Here is a 17,595-nt window from a genome sequence, read left to right as displayed (position 1 = left end):
GACTTCGCTCAGGGTGACAACGTTTTTTCATTACCCATCTAGTTAAATCAAACAAATCACAAAACTCGTCTTATCTTCGTCGGTTTGATAGCTTAGATAACCTCCATGAGCTTCGATAATATTTTTAGAAAGCGTTAATCCAATACCCGCACCGTCTTTTCTGGTGGTGAAAAACGGAAGAAAAACTTTATCTCGAATCTCGGCATCAACTCCTTTTCCGTTATCAGCAATCACAATAAAAAAGCGGTTATTTTCGGTATAACTGGAGATTAACAATTTCTTCTCTGCTTTTTCTTTTAAAGCATGAATACTATTGGTAATCAAATTGATAATCACTTGTTCCATCTGATTTTTATCGATCAAAATAGAACGGGAACTATGAATTTCATTAATCAATTCTATTCTTTCTTCTTTCAAGATTGGACTCATAATTCGCAGACAATCTTCAAACAAAGCATTGATTGGCGTCATTTGCTTGTTTGGCGTTGGAAGCATTGCTAGCTTACGATAATTCTCTACAAAAAACTGTAAATGATCACTTCTATTTATGATTGTCGAAATACTGCTTTTGATGTCTTCAAAATCATCTTCCTCCAATTCTTCCTGATCTACAATATGAAGCAGATTCTGCGAAAGCGCGCGAATGGGCGTTAACGAATTCATCAATTCATGCGAAATAATCTTCATTAAATTAATCCATGCTTCTTTTTCTTTTTTCTCGATTACACGCTGAATGCTGTCCAGCAAAATGATAAAATACTCTTTATTGTAAGTTTGAGTATGCGAAGTCTGCAGCATAAAAGTCTGCAGGTCTTGATCTTCAATTTTAATAGAAATAGCTGTTTTGAGCTCTGTAAAACCAACCCTTTCAATTTCACTGCACAAACTCGGAAGATAGTTTTTAAGGTACTGCCAATGGCTTACTTTGGGCACTTTGAAAAGCTTCGAAAAACAGTCATTCATTATAAAAACAGACCAATTATCATTTTCTTTTTCTAAGATTAAAGCAGCGGTGTCAATACTGTTCAAAATCGAACGGTAGATTAACTCTTTGGAAATCTGCTCTTGTTTCTGAACCTTTAAAGTGTCATACAAAAGATACAGACTATTAAAATTATCTCTTTTATGTTCTTCCGGAAAGTGAGCAGAAAAATCGTTGTGCAAAATGGAGTTTATGGTTTTATCATAAAATAGCAATTGATTTTTGACAAAAAAATACATTTCGAAGAGAAAAATCAAAACAAAAACCCCTGCCAGAATACCATTGAATCGAAATCCTTTGTAAAACAATAACACACTGCAAAGAAAGAGCGCCATTACAAACACAACTCTTATGAACAGCGCATTATAAAACTTCCAATTCTTCATTATTTTTTTGAATTGCCTTCAGCTTTAGCTGAAGAGATAAATTATTTATAGAAATAGGCTTTATCCAAAATTTTATGTTTGGCTAAAGCCGAAAACCTCATTTCAATATGGTCATCCAGCTAAAGCTGGACGCTATTCATTTTCTCTAATTTTTCAAATCGTATTTTTCTATCCTCCTGTACAACGCAGCGCGCGACAAGCCAAGTTCTTCTGCAGTTTTACTGATGTTTCCATTATGTTTGAAAAGCGCCTTTTCGATTGCACCTTTTTCCATTTCCGATAACGGATTTTCATCATTTTCCTGAATTTCTTCAAAGTCCAAAATATCCAAATCCATAACAGAGATAGTATTGTTTTCAGCCAAAATTAAAGCGCGTTCAATTTTGTTTTCCATTTCGCGGACATTCCCCTTCCAAGGATATTTTTCCAGATACGATGCCGCATTATCTTCAAAATGCCATCCCAAATTTTCGGAACCATGATTGTATTTTTCAGCAATCTGTTCTAAAATAAAATTTGCCATTGGGACAATATCCTCTTTTCTTTCGCGAAGAGACGGAAGATTTATTTCCATTGTATTAATTCTGTACAATAAATCTTCACGGAAAGTCTTATTTTTTACTTCGGTTTTAATATCGCTATTTGTTGCTGCAATAACGCGAACATTGAGTGGCCTTGGTTTGCTTTCGCCCAAACGCGTTACCGTTTTAGTCTGTAAAACATGAAGCAGTTTGGCTTGAAGATGCAACGGAATATTTCCTATTTCGTCTAAGAAAATAGTTCCGTTCGATGCATTTTCAAAACGCCCAGGAGTATCTATTTTAGCATCTGTAAAAGCACCTTTGACGTAACCAAAAAGCTCGCTTTCAAACAGATTATCGCTTAGAGAACCTAAATCGACGTGCACAAAAGGCTGATTTTTTCTATCTGAATGCTGATGAATAAATGCTGCAAAAACATATTTTCCTGTTCCGTTTTCGCCTAAAATCAAAACATTAGCATCTGTTCGGGCTACTTTTTCGGCAACAGAGTAGGCTTGTTTTATTTTTGGTGAAGTCCCGACAAAATATTTCTTCTCGGTCTTCTCTGCTTTTTCTGAAATTGCTTTTTTACTATTTTTTCTGCTTTCAGCAACAGCTTTATCTATTGTTTCCAACAATTTTTCGTTGTTCCAAGGCTTTAGGACATAATCAAAAGCTCCAATTTTAATGCCTTCTACAGCGGTTTCAATTTTGCCAAAAGCCGTCATCAAAATTACAATGGTCTGTGGCGAAAGCGTTTTGATTTCTTTCAGCCAATGAATTCCTTCGCGTCCGTCTTCAAAACCAATTCGGTAATTCATATCCAGCAAAACCACATTTATTTCATTTTCGCTTAAAATTGAAATGATTTTTTTAGGGCTATTAGTTGTAAAAATGGTTTCAAAATGCTTTTTGAGAATCATTTTTGCAGAAAAAAGAATTTCTTCCTGATCGTCGACAACTAATATTTGGGCTAGTTTTTTTCTCATGTGGTATTTTTTCTGTCCGCTTCCGAACGGTCAACTGTTCATTATCGGACACTGCTTTTTTTGATGTTTTTTAAAGCCTCTTTAAAATCAATGCTTTACAGAAAATAAATTTTATGGCACAGTATTTACCTATTGATTATCAGTAAAATATTTAAAAAAATGGACACGATAATTCCTCGTAAAAATAAAAAATTTAGATATCTCGCAATAGCAATTGCTGTTTTTTTAGTTTTGCTGACGATCTCGGTTTTTGCTTTTAATACCAAAAGAACTTTAAATGTAAAAGCAGACGAATTGGTAATTCAAAAAGCAGAAAAAGCTTTTTTTGAAGACTTTGTAGTATTTCAAGCAAAAGTAGAACCTTTGAATGTTATGCTGGTAAATGTTACCGAAGGCGGTTCTGTAAAAGAGATTTTTGTAGAAAATGGCGCAATGGTGACCAAAGGGCAATCGCTGGCTCGTTTGTATAATCCGAATACAGAATTAAATTACCTGACTCAGGAGACTGCTATTATTGAGCAAATCAACAATTTGAATACGGGGAAATTAAACATCAGAAATCAGGAACTAAACTTAAACAAAGATTTAGTTTTGATCGAACATGATTACAACGATGCAAAAAGATTGTACGACATGAATGCGAAGCTGTACGAGAAAGATGTAATTTCTAAAAATGACTGGAATACTTTTAAGGAAAGCCTTCGTTTTCAAGAAGAACGCAAAAGAACAATTCAGCAGAGCATTCAAAAAGAAAAACAAAGCAATCAGGTTCAGATTTCGCAAATAAACCGTTCGATTCAGACTATGGAAAAGAGTTTGGATATTCTTAGAAACAACAAAAAGAACTTTTTAATCACAGCGCCCGAAACAGGACGATTGACTTCTTTTGAACCTGTTTTAGGAAAAACTTTCCAGGCAGGCGCAAGCATCGGAAAAATCGATTCTAACAAAGGATACAAATTGACAGCAGAAGTTGATGAGTTTTATCTGGAAAAACTGAGAGAAGGCTTAAAAGGTCAAGTAGAATTTAAAGGCAAAAATCTTGAAGTTATCGTGACTAAAGTGATTCCTGAGGTTAAAGGAGGACGTTTTACTGTAGAATTGGCTTTTGCTTCTAAAGAAAATATTGTGCTTCAGGACGGGCTTAGTTTTGGCGTAAAACTTATTTTATCTGAAAAGAATAAAACTTTAGTTATTCCAAGAGGGGCTTTTAATCAGGAAGCGGCAGGAAAATGGATTTTTGTAGTAAACGGAAACAAAGCCGTGAGAAGAAATATCAAATTAGGACGAGAGAATCCTTCTTATTATGAAGTCTTAGATGGCTTGCAGGAAGGTGAATCTGTAATTACTTCTTCTTACACAGATTATAAAGACATTGAAGAGCTTGCACTAAATAAAGAATAATTTGTTTTGTTTCAGGTTTCAGGTTTCAAGTTTCAGGTTTCAGGTTAATGCAAACGAAAAAAAACATGAAACTTGAAACCTGAAACAAACAAAAACAAAAACAAAACACAATCATCATTTCAATCATCAATCAAAAAACGTATTTAACAACATTTCAAAACCTTAAAAAATTATGATCGCAATTCAGAATTTAACCAAAGTTTTTAGAACTGAAGAAATCGAAACTGCTGCTTTGAGCGGTATCAACCTAGAAATAAAAAAAGGAGATTTTCTAACCATCATGGGGCCTTCGGGTTGTGGAAAATCAACTTTACTAAACATCATCGGTCTTCTTGACGGTGCTAGTGGCGGAAGCTATACCTTATTGGGTCAGGAAATGATTGGGCTGAAAGAAAAAGGAAGAGCGCAGGTAAGAAAAGAAAACATTGGTTTCATCTTTCAAAACTTCAACCTAATCGACGAGCTTTCTGTTTATGACAATATCGAACTGCCATTGCTTTACAACAACGTAAAAGCTTCTGAAAGAAAACAGAAAATTGAGGCTATTGCCGAGAAGCTAAATATTTCTCATCGTCTGAAACATTTTCCGCAACAGCTTTCTGGAGGACAGCAGCAGAGAGTTGCCGTTGCAAGAGCTTTGGTAAATGATCCAAAAATAATTTTGGCCGATGAGCCAACAGGAAACTTAGATAGTAAAAATGGTAATGAAGTAATGGAACTTTTAACCGATTTACACGCTAAAGGCGCTACCATTTTGATGGTTACCCACTCTGATTATGATGCTTCTTTTTCTCAAAGAACTATTCATATGAAAGATGGAGTTATATTTTCTGAAAAGTTAAATCAACGAAATGTTGATGTTTTTATGGACGCTAAATAATAAAGTGATGATTAAAATTATTGTTACTGCACTTGTAGTTCTGGTAGAACTGGTTTGCAAAATATTTACTACGATTTAAGACCGAAAGGTTTTCGAAAAAACTGCCATATCAACTATAAAAAATATACATCAAAATGATTTTTAACTGGTTTAAAATATTTATATATCATTTAAAGCAAAGCAAATTGTTTTCGTTTTTAAATGTTCTGGGGCTAAGCATCGGAATTGCTGCTGTCATTTTTGCCATCCTTTATTGGAATAATGAGCACTCTTACGATCAATGGAATCCGGAAAAAGAAAATTCTTATCTGGTTCTTAACAAAATTGGTTCGGGAGACATTTGGGCTTCCAACTCGATTCCGTTTGGAGAAACCTGCAAAGCCAGCATACCAGAAATTGACAAAGTATGCTTCATGAACAACTGGTACGACGAAGAAGTGATCAAATATAAAGATCAAAAATTGCTAACTAAAAACATTTTAGTTTCTGACGAAAATTTCTTCGATTTTTTTCCTTTCGAAATTGTAAAAGGCGCTAAACAGAATATTTTAAAAGAAAAAAACAGCGTAGCCATTTCTACTGCACAAGCCGAACTGCTTTTTAAGAATGAAGATCCTATCGGGAAATCTATTTCATACAAGAACAACATTTATACTGTTAAGTCGGTTTATCGCTTAATTAAGCCTTCATCTATTGAGCCTACCTACGTTTTTAGCGGCGTAAAAAGAGAAGGAGACCTAAACAGCTGGGGAAATTTCAATTATGGCTTGATGGTCAAAATTAAAAAAGGTGTAGATCCTGCTCTTGTTGTAAAAAAAATGCAAAATGTCGTTTTTGTAAACAGAACAGTAAAAGATGCTAAAGAAAGCGGACAAAGTGTTGAGCAATACGTAAAAGAAAATGGCGAAGTAAAAGTGATTTTAGATCAGCTGAAAACATCTCGTTTGCATGGCACAAAAAGTTCTGGCGGTAAAAACTTCCCTGAGGGCTATGGCAATCTAAAACTGCTTTACATCATGCTAGGTTTGTCTGTTTTAATTTTAGTTTTATCACTCGTAAATTACATCAATTTAGCAACGGCATCGGCTATAAAACGCGCAAAAGAAGTTGGAGTGCGAAAAATTGTAGGCGCTTCTAAAAATCAGATTATTGCTCAATTTATTTTTGAAACGGCTATAATTGTAACGCTGGCTATTTTATTTGCTTTGGCAATTGTGGAGCTTTCATTGCCGTACTATAACAATTTCCTAAACAAAACACTGACTATAAATGGCGGCGAATTTTACCTGCAGCTTGTTTTAATATTTGGATTAGTAATCATTTTTGCGGGTATCTTCCCTGCCATTTATATTTCAAATTTTGAAACTTTAAAAGTTTTGAAGGGAAATTTTTCACGAAGCAAAAGCGGCATCTGGATTCGAAATTCCATGCTTATTTTTCAATTCGGAATTGCGGCATTCTTTATTATCGGAGCTCTAATTGTCAATTCTCAAGTCAATTACATGATGGAAAAAGATTTAGGTTTCAGTGGAGATCAGGTAATTTCAATTCCATTTAACAGTCTTGACAGGTTTAAACGAACAGACGACTATCTAACTGCCAAACAGGAAATCAAAAAAATACCTGGCGTTTTGGATGTTTCTGCCTTTGCGGGTTCCTTCGGAGGAAGCACCAACTCGAGTTCTGGATTTAAACACAATGATATTTTTGTACAGCCAAGAAATGTCGAAATGGACTTCGGTTTCCTCGAAATGATGAAAATCAAAATCGTAAAAGGACGCGACTTGTCTCCTCAATATGCTTCAGACACCATTAGCAGTATGCTTATGAATGAAACTTTAGTGAAAACGCTTAATATTAAAGATCCGATAAATACAATCATATCATCTGGATGGGGGAATGAAAAAGGCAACTTGAAGTTTAAAATTGTAGGGGTTGTAAAAGATTTCAATATTACGGGGCTTCAGGACAAAGTGCCTCCAATGGTATTCATCAACTTAAAAACTTTAAAATGGAACAACTTTAATAACGTACTTGTAAAGGTTTCTCCAAATAATTTAACAGAAACGTTAGAAAAATTGAAATTATATTGGGAGAAAAACGTAAACCCAGACTATCCATTTGACTACGAATTTGTTAACAAAGGATTCGCTAGAACTTATGAGCAACAGGTGAAGCAAAAAAACCTGTTTTTTATCCTAAATTTGGTTGTAATTGTAATTGCTGTATTTGGATTGTTTGCTTTGGCATCATTTTCGATGGAGAGAAGATTGAAAGAAATCGCCATTCGAAAAACATTAGGAGCTGAAACCGATATACTCTTAAAAGAATTATCGAAACAATATATTGTTTTCTGTTTAATAGGATTTGGAATCGGAATTGTTCCTGCTTATATATTATTGCAGAAATGGCTTGAGGATTTTGCTTTTAGAATTGGAATATCGACCATTCCGTTTGTAATTGCCCTGATTTCTCTTTTGATTTTAACTTTAATAATTGTTTTAACAAAAGCATTTCAGGTTACTAGAATAGACGTTTTAAAATATCTAAAATACGAATAAGCTTGTAGACCATTTTTTTTAAAGAAGCCCGACAGATTTCAGTAAAATCCGTCGGGCTTTTATTTTTTAATCTTTCATCGTTACCGCATCATTATAAATCAGCTTATCCAAACTTTGGTCGCGGTCATATACGTCTGGAAAAAAATTGACTTCTCCATTGTCCTGAACCCAGCAGGTAAAATAACCTATATAAACCGGAATTTTGCGTTTAAGCATACAGGTTGTTTCTTTCTCACCGCTCATTGCGCTCTCAATTTTATCTACTGGCCAGTCTGGATCATCTTTTAAAATATGCAATGCAAGCTGTTTGGCTTCTTTCACATTTATGCAGCCATGGCTAAAAGTACGTTTTTCAAATTCGAACAAACTTTTTGCAGGCGTATCATGCATATAAATATCGTTCGGATTTGGAAACATAAATTTTACTAATCCCAAAGAATTTTTTGGTCCAGGTTTTTGTCGCACTTTCCCCCCATTCCATTCCATATTATGTTCTGCCAGATAATTTTTATCATTTGCAATCTGAAGTTTCAATTCATTTTGGATAATGCTTGTCGGCACATACCAATAAGGGCTAAAAACGATTCGATCCATATTGCCGCTAAAAATTACAGTCTCGCTAAGCCTATTCCCAACAAAAATATCCGAAACAAGATCATACTTTCCGTCCTTAACATAAAACAGCCTAAATGAAGGAATATTAACCATAATATATTCATCTGCTTTAGCCAATTTGGTCGGAATCCATCGGCATCTTTCCATATTCAGCATGATGGTTCTGATTCTTTTGCCAATCGGTTCATTCATCTGATTGATATGGTCTCTCGTTATAGCATAATTTATTTTTAGATTATATCTTTTTTTATAATTTAAAACTCCCGCCATCAGCTCCTCATCATAAATATCGCTTCCAGAATCTCTTTTTAAGTCCCCAACCACAAACAAACGATTTCTAATCTGTTTTATCGCAATTGCAGTATCATCTGGTCTTAAATCTTTAAAAGTGGCGCTATCAATTGTAATTTTCTGCCATAGATTATCGGTTTCAATTTTACGATACTTTTTCAGAGCATCTTTCAGTCTGTAGTATTGGCTGAATAAGAGATTGTCATCTTTATCTAATCGATCTGAATCAACCATCAACGAATCTAAAATGTGTGCATACGAAATAGATTTTGCAGGCAGGTACCATCCTATTTTTTTTAATGTCGCAGGGTCAACGCCAGAATACACATTGCTCGCATAAAACACATACATACTCGTGAGTAGCAATTCGGTATCAAGCTGCGATGGCTTATTGGCAGCACTCTCATTAAAAGCCTCATCAATGTCTTCCTTATAAGGCATTTTGCTTTCAATTCCCTGATCTTTCAGAACGTTGACTTTCTGATACAATAATGATCCAAATTCGGTGATGCTTTTATCATCATACCAAATAGATTTATAGTCTTTGGCTTTATAAATCCCCTCAACATCTTTCTGATATTTTTTAAGTTTGGGATATTTTTTAAAAAAGGCATTAATCGAAGCCGCATCGAGAGTAATGACCGCAACAGCTTTTCGATTTGTTACATCAGCCTTGCTTTTGGCATTGTCTGAAAATGAATTGAATGAAAATGCAAAAAAACTGACTGTAACAATAATTAAAGAAAAAGTAAAATTTCGCATATTTTTAAAGTTTTAAATTGGTAGAAATAACTTTAAAAAAAATACCGAAAACCCAATAAATACTTTAAAAAAACTTAGTTTTCACATATTTTTTTTCATGTCTGGCAATCATCGATTTGGGTAATCAAATATAGCGAAGTTTTGTGAGAATTTTATTTAATCGAGAGAAAACTTACGTAAAAAAATATTCATTTAAATCGGGAAACTTTTCTCTTCAGCATTATTGCGGCTATCATTCTTAATTATGATTTTCAATAAAAATTAATATTGAATAATTTTGAATAATCTCAATATCAATAATTACAATTCAAAAACGCTTAATTTCCGAACTTAATCTGTTATCTTTGCACCCTGAAATCAGTTTAAATAAATATAATCTTATAAGATTGATTTTGGAGAATAAAAAAAGCCCATTATAATGAAACTAGATAGAAAAGAAATTCTAAAAGCTTTAGAGACCATCACTATTGCTGGAGAAGGAAAAAATATGGTTGAAAGCGGTGCTGTAACCAATGTGATTACATTTGGAGACGAAGCTGTTGTGGACCTTGTATTGCATACGCCTGCTATGCACATCAAAAAAAGAGCAGAAGACGATATTAGAAAAACAATTCACGATTTAATATCTCCTGATGCAAAAGTAAAAGTAAACATTAAAGTAGAAACTCCAGAGAAGCCAGAAATTAAAGGCCGTGCTATTCCTGGAATCAAAAATATTATTGCAGTTGCTTCTGGTAAAGGAGGAGTAGGAAAATCTACTGTAACCGCAAACTTAGCTGTTACACTGGCAAAAATGGGCTTTAAAGTTGGAGTTTTGGATGCTGATATTTACGGTCCTTCAATGCCAATTATGTTTGATGTTGAGAACGAAAAACCAGTTTCTGTAACAGTAGACGGAAAGTCAAAAATGAAACCAATTGAAAGCTACGAAATCAAAATGCTTTCTATCGGATTTTTTACAGCGCCAAGCCAAGCTGTAATCTGGAGAGGGCCAATGGCGGCAAAAGCATTAAACCAAATGATTTTTGATGCCGATTGGGGAGAATTAGATTTCATGCTTCTTGATTTGCCTCCTGGAACGGGAGATATCCACCTTTCTATCATGCAATCGCTTCCAATTACTGGAGCTGTTGTAGTAAGTACTCCACAAGCAGTGGCACTTGCCGACGCTAAAAAAGGGGTGGCAATGTTTATGCAAGATAACATCAATGTTCCTGTTTTAGGAATTATTGAAAACATGGCTTACTTTACACCAGAAGAATTGCCAGAAAACAAATATTACATCTTTGGACAGGAAGGCGCTAAAAACCTTGCTGAAGATTTAGGTGTTCCGTTTTTAGGAGAAGTTCCTATTGTACAATCTATTCGCGAAGCAGGAGATTATGGCCGCCCAGCAGCATTGCAGACCGCTTCTCCAATAGAAAAAGTCTTTGAAGGAATTACTAGAAATGTTGTACAAGAAACAGTAAACAGAAACGAAAGTCTGCCTGCAACTGAAGCTATCAAAATTACAACAATGGCAGGCTGCTCTGCAGTAAAGAAAAATTAGATAATGAGATAATTTGCCAATTAGATAATGTTTAAACTCTCTAATTGGCACTTTTTCATAATTGACACATAAATATTATGACAACAGAAGAGTTAACAAGTAATGTTCTATTGGCCTTAGATGAGATAAGACCATTCTTAAAATCTGACGGTGGAGATATTTCATTAATCTCTATTGAAGACGACAAACACGTAAAAGTTCGTTTGGAAGGAGCTTGCATTAGCTGCAGTGTTAATCAAATGACATTAAAAGCAGGTGTTGAAACAACAATAAAAAAATATGCGCCACAGATCGAAACCGTGGTAAATGTAATGTAACAAAAAACGATGTTTTCTTGAAAATAGAACCTTTGCAGTTTAACAAGAATAATACGTGTTTTGTTGTTTAATTAAGAAAACATCAAAATAACGCTAAAAAAAAGACGTTTTTTGCAACATTCTCAAAAAACAACGCAAAGATTTAAGAGTTTTTGTTAAGGAATTGTTACAATTTTAACTTAAATTTGTCAACATAACCCTTAAATCTTAAACTTATGAGAAACTTTTACGCTCTTTTTTTATTATTTTTTATAAGCGCTGTAAATGCACAACAGGGCCAAACACTTTTTGCTGACAAAGCTTGGGTAAATGAATCTGAAGAATGGTCAGATTTCCAATATTCTGGACAAATTATTTTTTCTACGAATGGGAAAACTGAAGAAGGCGCTCTAAGAATTGGCAATTATGATTTTTTGTATGACCTTTGCGAAGGAAAAGCAAAGTTTTCAAATAAAGCAACTTATAGTTCTGCCGATTTTTCGCATCCGAGAAAAATTAGCGCGCAGACAGACAAGCAAGGAATTTTAAACTCTACATACGAAGGAACATTAATTTTCCAGTCTGATAAAGATTACTACTCTGTAATATCTATGATCACGATATTAGAAAAAGGAGGAAATATAATTGGCGTAAAAATGCGTCTTAAAGACGGCAATCGAAAAGAATATGCTTTTAGCTTAAAAGAAAAAAGTTAAAATTAAACAACAGATCTGAACACGTTTTTCAGGTTCTGCAATAAAATTCCAATCATTAAAATGGATGTATTAATTAAAATTAAAGATCGCGAAGGAGTTATACATGAATTGCAAGCTCCAACCGATATGGCAATGAATATAATGGAGTTATGCAAAGCATACGAACTTCCTGTTGAAGGAACCTGCGGAGGAATGGCCATGTGCGCTTCTTGCCAGTGTTATGTTCTAAATGATGTTGCATTACCAGAAATGGGTGACGATGAGGAAGCCATGCTTTCAGAAGCATTTTATGTTAAGTCTAATAGCCGTTTAGGCTGCCAGATTCCAATTACTGAAGACTTAGAAGGTTTAGAACTGGAATTAGCTCCTGAATACTAAAAATAAAATTCCAAATATTTAAAATTCCAAATTCCAACAAAACAGTTTGCTGGAATTTGGAATTTTTTAATTTTCCCCCAAACCACTTGGATCAAACGGTTCAAATTCTCTTTCAGAAAAAGCTTCTGTCAAAATTCCAGAGGAGCACAGCCAAGAAATGGCTTCTTCCAATGTATTTCCTGCTTTATAAATCATTTCGCTATATCTTGGCAGAATATAATACTGATTGTTTAGAAAAATAATTTCATCGCCATCAAAAGTATCTCCAATTCGAATGGAATTAAGCACTTCTTCTTTCGTTAAAACTTCTTTTCCTTCGTCCCAAAACCAATATTCCGTAATGCGATTTTTCCATTCTTCGAGAGTTAAAACAATAGTTTCAGGGAGATAGATCCTTACGTAAGTTCCTCCAAGAATCCCGCTTCCATATTCTTGGACATATTCTTTATAATCGTTATCAAAAGTTATGTTTAATGTTTTTTCGCAAGCCAATATATCTTCTTCATCAGCTGTAAAAAGATCTGTTTTATTGGTTTTGTAATTAGGGATTATTTTATAGTTATCGAAATTCATAGCGTTTAAATTTTAACCGCTAAGTTACTATTTATTGAAAACATTTCTCACAAAAAAACCGTAATTACATTACTGCAATCACGGTTTTTCCTTTATAACAATTTTATTTAATCTCTCGATTATACCAAACCGGCTTTAATTAAGTATTCAGCGATTTGGATGGTGTTTGTTGCAGCTCCTTTTCTTAAGTTATCAGCAACAATCCACATATTTAAAGTATTTGGCTGGCTTTCGTCACGACGGATTCTTCCAACAAATACTTCATTTTTACCTTCAGCGTATAACGGCATTGGGTACGTAAATGTATCTAAATTATCTTGAACCACTACTCCATCTGTATGGTGCAAAATTTCGCGAACTTCGTTTACATCAAAATCATTTGTAAACTCAACGTTTACAGCTTCACTGTGCCCACCTACAACTGGCACACGAACAGCAGTTGCCGTAACTCTGATGGTATTGTCACCTAAGATTTTTTGCGTTTCGCGAACTAATTTCATTTCTTCTTTAGTGTACCCGTTTTCTTCAAAACTGTCGCAGTGTGGAATTGCATTTCTATGGATTGGATATTTGTAAGCCATATCGCCTTGAACTCCAGCGTACTCGTTTTCTAATTGTTTTACTGCTTTTACACCAGTTCCTGTGATAGATTGGTACGTAGAAACAATAATTCTTTTAATGTTGTATTTTTTGTGCAAAGGAGACAGAGCCAAAACCATCTGGATAGTAGAACAGTTTGGGTTTGCAATAATTTTATCTTCTTTAGTCAAAACATCAGCATTGATTTCTGGAACTACCAATTTTTTAGTAGGATCCATTCTCCATGCAGAAGAGTTGTCGATAACAGTTGTTCCAGCAGCAGCAAATTTTGGAGCCCATTCTAATGAAGTATCTCCTCCAGCAGAGAAAACAGCGATATCAGCTTTCATATCAACAGCTGTCTGTAATCCTACTACTTTATATTTGGTTCCTTTGTATTCGATTTCTTTCCCTACTGATCTTTCTGATGCAACAGGAATTAATTCTGTAACAGGAAAATTTCTTTCTGCTAATACTTTAAGCATTACTTCGCCTACCATTCCAGTAGCGCCTACAACTGCAATTCTCATTTTTATATTTTTAAATAAGTCAATTAATCTAATTTTGTAACGCAAAAGTAAGTATAATAAAAGTCTCGACAAGGCTATTCACAAAAAATAACAAATTGTTACAAAATAAACATTTTGTAAAAAAAACCGCCTCATTAAAAGGCGGTTAAATTAGACTTAGTGTAGCGGTATTATTTCTTATTTATTTTTCAATAAATCTCTAATCTGTGTCAATAATTCTTCTTGAGTTGGTCCAGCTGGAGGTGGTGGCGCAACATCTTTCTTTTTAGCATGGTTCATTCCCTTAATTATCAAGAATAAAACAAAAGCCACAATTACGAAGTTAATTACTGCCGATATAAAGACACCATACTTTACACCTCCAAAAGCTGTTAATTGCTCAATAGTCGATAAATGCGCAGCATCTAAAGCTGGTTTCAACAATAATGGCGTAATTACATCTTCAATAAATGAGCTTACAATTTTACCAAAAGCAGCTCCAATGATCACACCGACAGCCAAATCGACTACGTTGCCTTTCATTGCAAATTCCTTAAATTCTGAAAAAAATCCCATATTTGACCTGTTTAGTTGAATATTAAATGAATATCGAAAATACGCATTTTTCCTTAAAAAAACCTTATTTCCCGCTCATTTTTAAACCATATAAGCCATATAAGAAATTATAAACGTTACGAAATTGATTAACGTAAGGTTAGCAAAAAAGAAAACTTGTCTTTTAAAATGAACTTATATCCCTTATATGATTCAGAAATAATATTATCTAAAAAACACTCTCTTAACGCGCTGCGAAATGCTCGTCATTATTTCATACGGAATTGTTTTTAAGGCTGCAGCCATCTCTATCACAGTTGGGCTTTCCCCAAAAATAATTACCGAATCGCCTTCTTTGCAATCGATATGGCTTACATTAACCATCAGCATATCCATACAGACACTGCCTACTATTTTTGCCTTTTGATTTTTGATCGTAACATATCCCACTTCATTTCCCCATAATCTCGAAATACCGTCTGCGTACCCAATCGGGATTGTAGCAATTTTGGTTTCTCTATCGGCCATAAAACGACGTCCGTAGCCTACGCTATCGCCAGCAGGAATGGTTCTGATTTGAGAAATTATGGATTTTAGAGTTCCTACATTTTCTAAATATTTCTGTTCGGCAGGATCATTTGAAACTCCATACAATCCAATTCCCAAACGCACCATGCTGTATTGCGCATCAGGAAAATTACTAATTCCTGAAGTATTCAAAGTATGTCGGATTGGGTTAATATTTAATTCTGACATTAATTGTGAAGAGAGCTTTTCAAACAATGCAATCTGCTGTCTCACAAAATCAAAATGATTAGGATCATCACTTGTTGCCAAATGAGACAAAATGCTCTGAACACGAACCGTAGAGTTGCCTTTTAAAGTTGCAATCAGCTCATCGATTGTATTGTTTTCAAAACCTAAACGATGCATTCCTGTATCCATTTTGATGTGAATTGGATAATCTTTCAGGTTCTTTTCGCGAGCAATTTTCAAAAAGGCATTCAGTCCTTTCAAGCTGTAAATTTCGGGTTCCAACCCATATTGAATCATAGATGGAAAACTTGTCGATTCTGGATTCAAAACCATAATCGGAACTTTTATGCCACCGTTTTTTAGCGATATTCCTTCATCGGCAAAAGCCACACCCAAATAATCTACTTTATGATGTTCCAGCAATTTAGCAATTTCCAAACCGCCATTTCCGTAGCCAAATGCTTTTACCATAACCATCATTTTGACACTTGGCGCCAATTTTGATTTATAATAATTGAAGTTATGGCTAATGGCATCGAGATTAATCTCTAGAATGGTCTCATGCGTTTTTTCTTCTAAAAGCGAAACGATTTCTTCAAATGCAAAAGATCTTGCTCCTTTTATCAGAATCGTTTCATTGTTGAAATTAAAATTATCGATTGACACAATAAAATCAGCTGTATTTTCAAACATGGCACTATTTGGAAATTTAGCGGCGAAAGAAGATATCGTTGGTCCAATTCCAATTACACGATTTATCTTATTGTCTGAAATTAATTGGGCCACTTTAGAATACAATTCTTCATTTGTAAACCCGCTTTGAAAAATATCTGATAAAATAACAGTTTTTGAAGCTCCTTTTTTCTTCTGGCTTTCTAAGAAATCCAAAGCAATTTTAAGCGACTGAAAATCTGAACTATAGCTATCGTCAATAATACTGCAATTGTTAATTCCGTTTTTTACTTCCAAACGCATTCGAACTGGATAAAGCATCTGAATTCTATTCTGAATCGTTTCCTGATCATAATTAAAATGCAGCAAAACCAGCAGACATGAAATAGCATTTTCAACAGAAGCCGAATCGTTAAACGGAATTTCTAAATTGAAAATCTCGTTTTTATATTGGTATTGAATAAAAGTATGGTCGTGCTTATTTTCTTTTTTTTCAATAAAAACAGTTGCGCTTTTATCTGTAAAACTCCAAGAAAAAAGCTTTCGAGGATGCATCATATATTCTGCTGCAAATTGAGTCAGACATGATTCTACAATTTCCGTTTTTTGATAGATTATAATCGGACAATCTTTAAACAAAAGCAATTTTTCGTCAATCTTCTGCACTAAATTCAAAAACCCCTCATCATGTGCGCTTCCGATATTGGTGAGCACGCCTATTGTAGGTTTAATTATTTTTTCCAGATGAATCATTTCGTTAACTGTCGAAATTCCAGCTTCAAAAATTCCTAAATTGTGTTTTTCATTAATGCCGATTACTGAGAGCGGAACTCCAACTTGCGAATTATAACTTTTCGGGCTTCTAATAATATTATAATCAGGACTTAGCAAGAAATTAAGCCATTCTTTCACAATTGTTTTGCCATTGCTTCCCGTTACTCCGATAACTGGAAAATGAAACAGATTTCTATAATATGCCGCAAAACCTTGAAGTGCATGAAGCGTGTTTTCGACAACCAAAAAATTAGCCTTATCCTGGTAACCTTCTGCAATATGCTGTACAACAAAATTCTGAACTCCGTTTTCTATTAAATCTGGAATAAATAAATGAGCATCGTTATTGACGCCAGCCAAAGCAAAAAATAAAGTTTTCGAGCCGTTTTGAAGCGAACGGCTGTCAATTGAGATATGATCGATTAAAACAGCTTCATTTGAGCCAATCCATTTGGCGTTAAGAACTGAAACTAGGCTTTTTAAATTTATGCTCATTTAGAAATTTCTTTTTTTCAAATTTAAAAAAAGGTTTGCCACAAATTTCCCAAATTTTCACTAATTATTCCGTTTACTCGAAAGTGCAGAAAAAGTTAGGTTTACCACGAATTGCACCAATTCAAACGAATTAATTTTTAAAAAAAATCTGCCAGATCTGCCAAATCTGCGTGAAAATTTTAGCCAAAGATTAAAAAGACTATCACTGATTTCTTAAAAAAAAAGTTAGCCACGAATTGCACGAATTCACACCAATTAATTTTAAAAAAAATCTGCCAGATCTGCCAAATCAGCGTGAAAATTTTAAGCCAAAGATTAAAAAGACTATAACTGATTATAGCACTAAAACCCG

General features: G+C 34.3%; 14 protein-coding genes. 7 read left to right on the top strand and 7 right to left on the bottom strand.

Annotated features, from left to right (window positions below; translation table 11 throughout):
• Positions 1-42 precede the first annotated feature (42 nt).
• Positions 43-1,368, bottom strand: a complete 1,326-nt coding sequence (locus N4T20_RS06330) for a PAS domain-containing sensor histidine kinase (protein WP_260672233.1) — start codon at positions 1,366-1,368, stop codon at positions 43-45.
• 145 nt (positions 1,369-1,513) lie between these two features.
• Complete coding sequence (locus N4T20_RS06325) at positions 1,514-2,878, bottom strand: sigma-54-dependent transcriptional regulator (RefSeq protein WP_260672232.1); 1,365 nt, start codon at positions 2,876-2,878, stop codon at positions 1,514-1,516.
• Positions 2,879-3,037: 159 nt separating this feature from the next.
• Between N4T20_RS06325 and N4T20_RS06320 the strand changes: the two genes are divergently transcribed.
• The 3 genes from N4T20_RS06320 to N4T20_RS06310 all read left to right on the top strand — a co-directional run bounded on the left by N4T20_RS06320 (position 3,038) and on the right by N4T20_RS06310 (position 7,723).
• Positions 3,038-4,282 (top strand): efflux RND transporter periplasmic adaptor subunit, encoded by a 1,245-nt coding sequence (locus N4T20_RS06320; RefSeq protein WP_260672231.1) that lies wholly within the window; start codon positions 3,038-3,040, stop codon positions 4,280-4,282.
• 172 nt (positions 4,283-4,454) lie between these two features.
• Positions 4,455-5,162 (top strand): ABC transporter ATP-binding protein, encoded by a 708-nt coding sequence (locus tag N4T20_RS06315; RefSeq protein WP_260672230.1) that lies wholly within the window; start codon positions 4,455-4,457, stop codon positions 5,160-5,162.
• 134 nt (positions 5,163-5,296) lie between these two features.
• Positions 5,297-7,723, top strand: a complete 2,427-nt coding sequence (locus N4T20_RS06310; protein ID WP_260672229.1) for an ABC transporter permease — start codon at positions 5,297-5,299, stop codon at positions 7,721-7,723.
• A 66-nt stretch (positions 7,724-7,789) separates the two neighbouring features.
• Here the strand turns inward: N4T20_RS06310 and N4T20_RS06305 are convergent, their stop codons facing one another.
• Entirely contained in the window at positions 7,790-9,391 is a 1,602-nt protein-coding gene (locus N4T20_RS06305) for a murein L,D-transpeptidase (RefSeq protein WP_260672228.1), read from the bottom strand.
• Between the two features lie 418 nt (positions 9,392-9,809).
• Between N4T20_RS06305 and N4T20_RS06300 the strand changes: the two genes are divergently transcribed.
• From N4T20_RS06300 to N4T20_RS06285, 4 genes are all read left to right on the top strand, one after another.
• Positions 9,810-10,940, top strand: coding sequence for an Mrp/NBP35 family ATP-binding protein (locus tag N4T20_RS06300; protein WP_260672227.1), 1,131 nt, complete (start codon positions 9,810-9,812; stop codon positions 10,938-10,940).
• 77 nt (positions 10,941-11,017) lie between these two features.
• A complete protein-coding gene (locus tag N4T20_RS06295) occupies positions 11,018-11,257 on the top strand; it encodes a NifU family protein (RefSeq protein WP_095929732.1) in 240 nt (79 codons plus the stop codon).
• A 215-nt stretch (positions 11,258-11,472) separates the two neighbouring features.
• Positions 11,473-11,952 (top strand): hypothetical protein, encoded by a 480-nt coding sequence (locus N4T20_RS06290; protein ID WP_260672226.1) that lies wholly within the window; start codon positions 11,473-11,475, stop codon positions 11,950-11,952.
• A gap of 60 nt (positions 11,953-12,012) precedes the next feature.
• On the top strand, positions 12,013-12,330 hold the full coding sequence (locus N4T20_RS06285) for a 2Fe-2S iron-sulfur cluster-binding protein (RefSeq protein ID WP_091490641.1): 318 nt from the start codon (positions 12,013-12,015) through the stop codon (positions 12,328-12,330).
• A 66-nt stretch (positions 12,331-12,396) separates the two neighbouring features.
• Here N4T20_RS06285 and N4T20_RS06280 read toward each other — a convergent pair whose 3' ends face one another.
• From N4T20_RS06280 to N4T20_RS06265, 4 genes are all read right to left on the bottom strand, one after another.
• Entirely contained in the window at positions 12,397-12,903 is a 507-nt protein-coding gene (locus tag N4T20_RS06280; RefSeq protein ID WP_260672225.1) for an SMI1/KNR4 family protein, read from the bottom strand.
• A 119-nt stretch (positions 12,904-13,022) separates the two neighbouring features.
• On the bottom strand, positions 13,023-14,012 hold the full coding sequence (locus N4T20_RS06275) for an aspartate-semialdehyde dehydrogenase (protein WP_260672224.1): 990 nt from the start codon (positions 14,010-14,012) through the stop codon (positions 13,023-13,025).
• 177 nt (positions 14,013-14,189) lie between these two features.
• On the bottom strand, positions 14,190-14,567 hold the full coding sequence (mscL, locus tag N4T20_RS06270; protein WP_260672223.1) for a large conductance mechanosensitive channel protein MscL: 378 nt from the start codon (positions 14,565-14,567) through the stop codon (positions 14,190-14,192).
• Positions 14,568-14,771: 204 nt separating this feature from the next.
• Entirely contained in the window at positions 14,772-17,243 is a 2,472-nt protein-coding gene (locus tag N4T20_RS06265) for a bifunctional UDP-N-acetylmuramoyl-tripeptide:D-alanyl-D-alanine ligase/alanine racemase (RefSeq protein WP_260672222.1), read from the bottom strand.
• Positions 17,244-17,595: the final 352 nt, after the last annotated feature.

Origin of the sequence: Flavobacterium sp. TR2, from assembly GCF_025252405.1 — a bacterium.
Lineage (GTDB): Bacteria > Bacteroidota > Bacteroidia > Flavobacteriales > Flavobacteriaceae > Flavobacterium.
The sequence above is the reverse complement of the archived record's forward strand: the minus strand, read 5'-3'. Positions and strand labels throughout refer to the sequence as shown.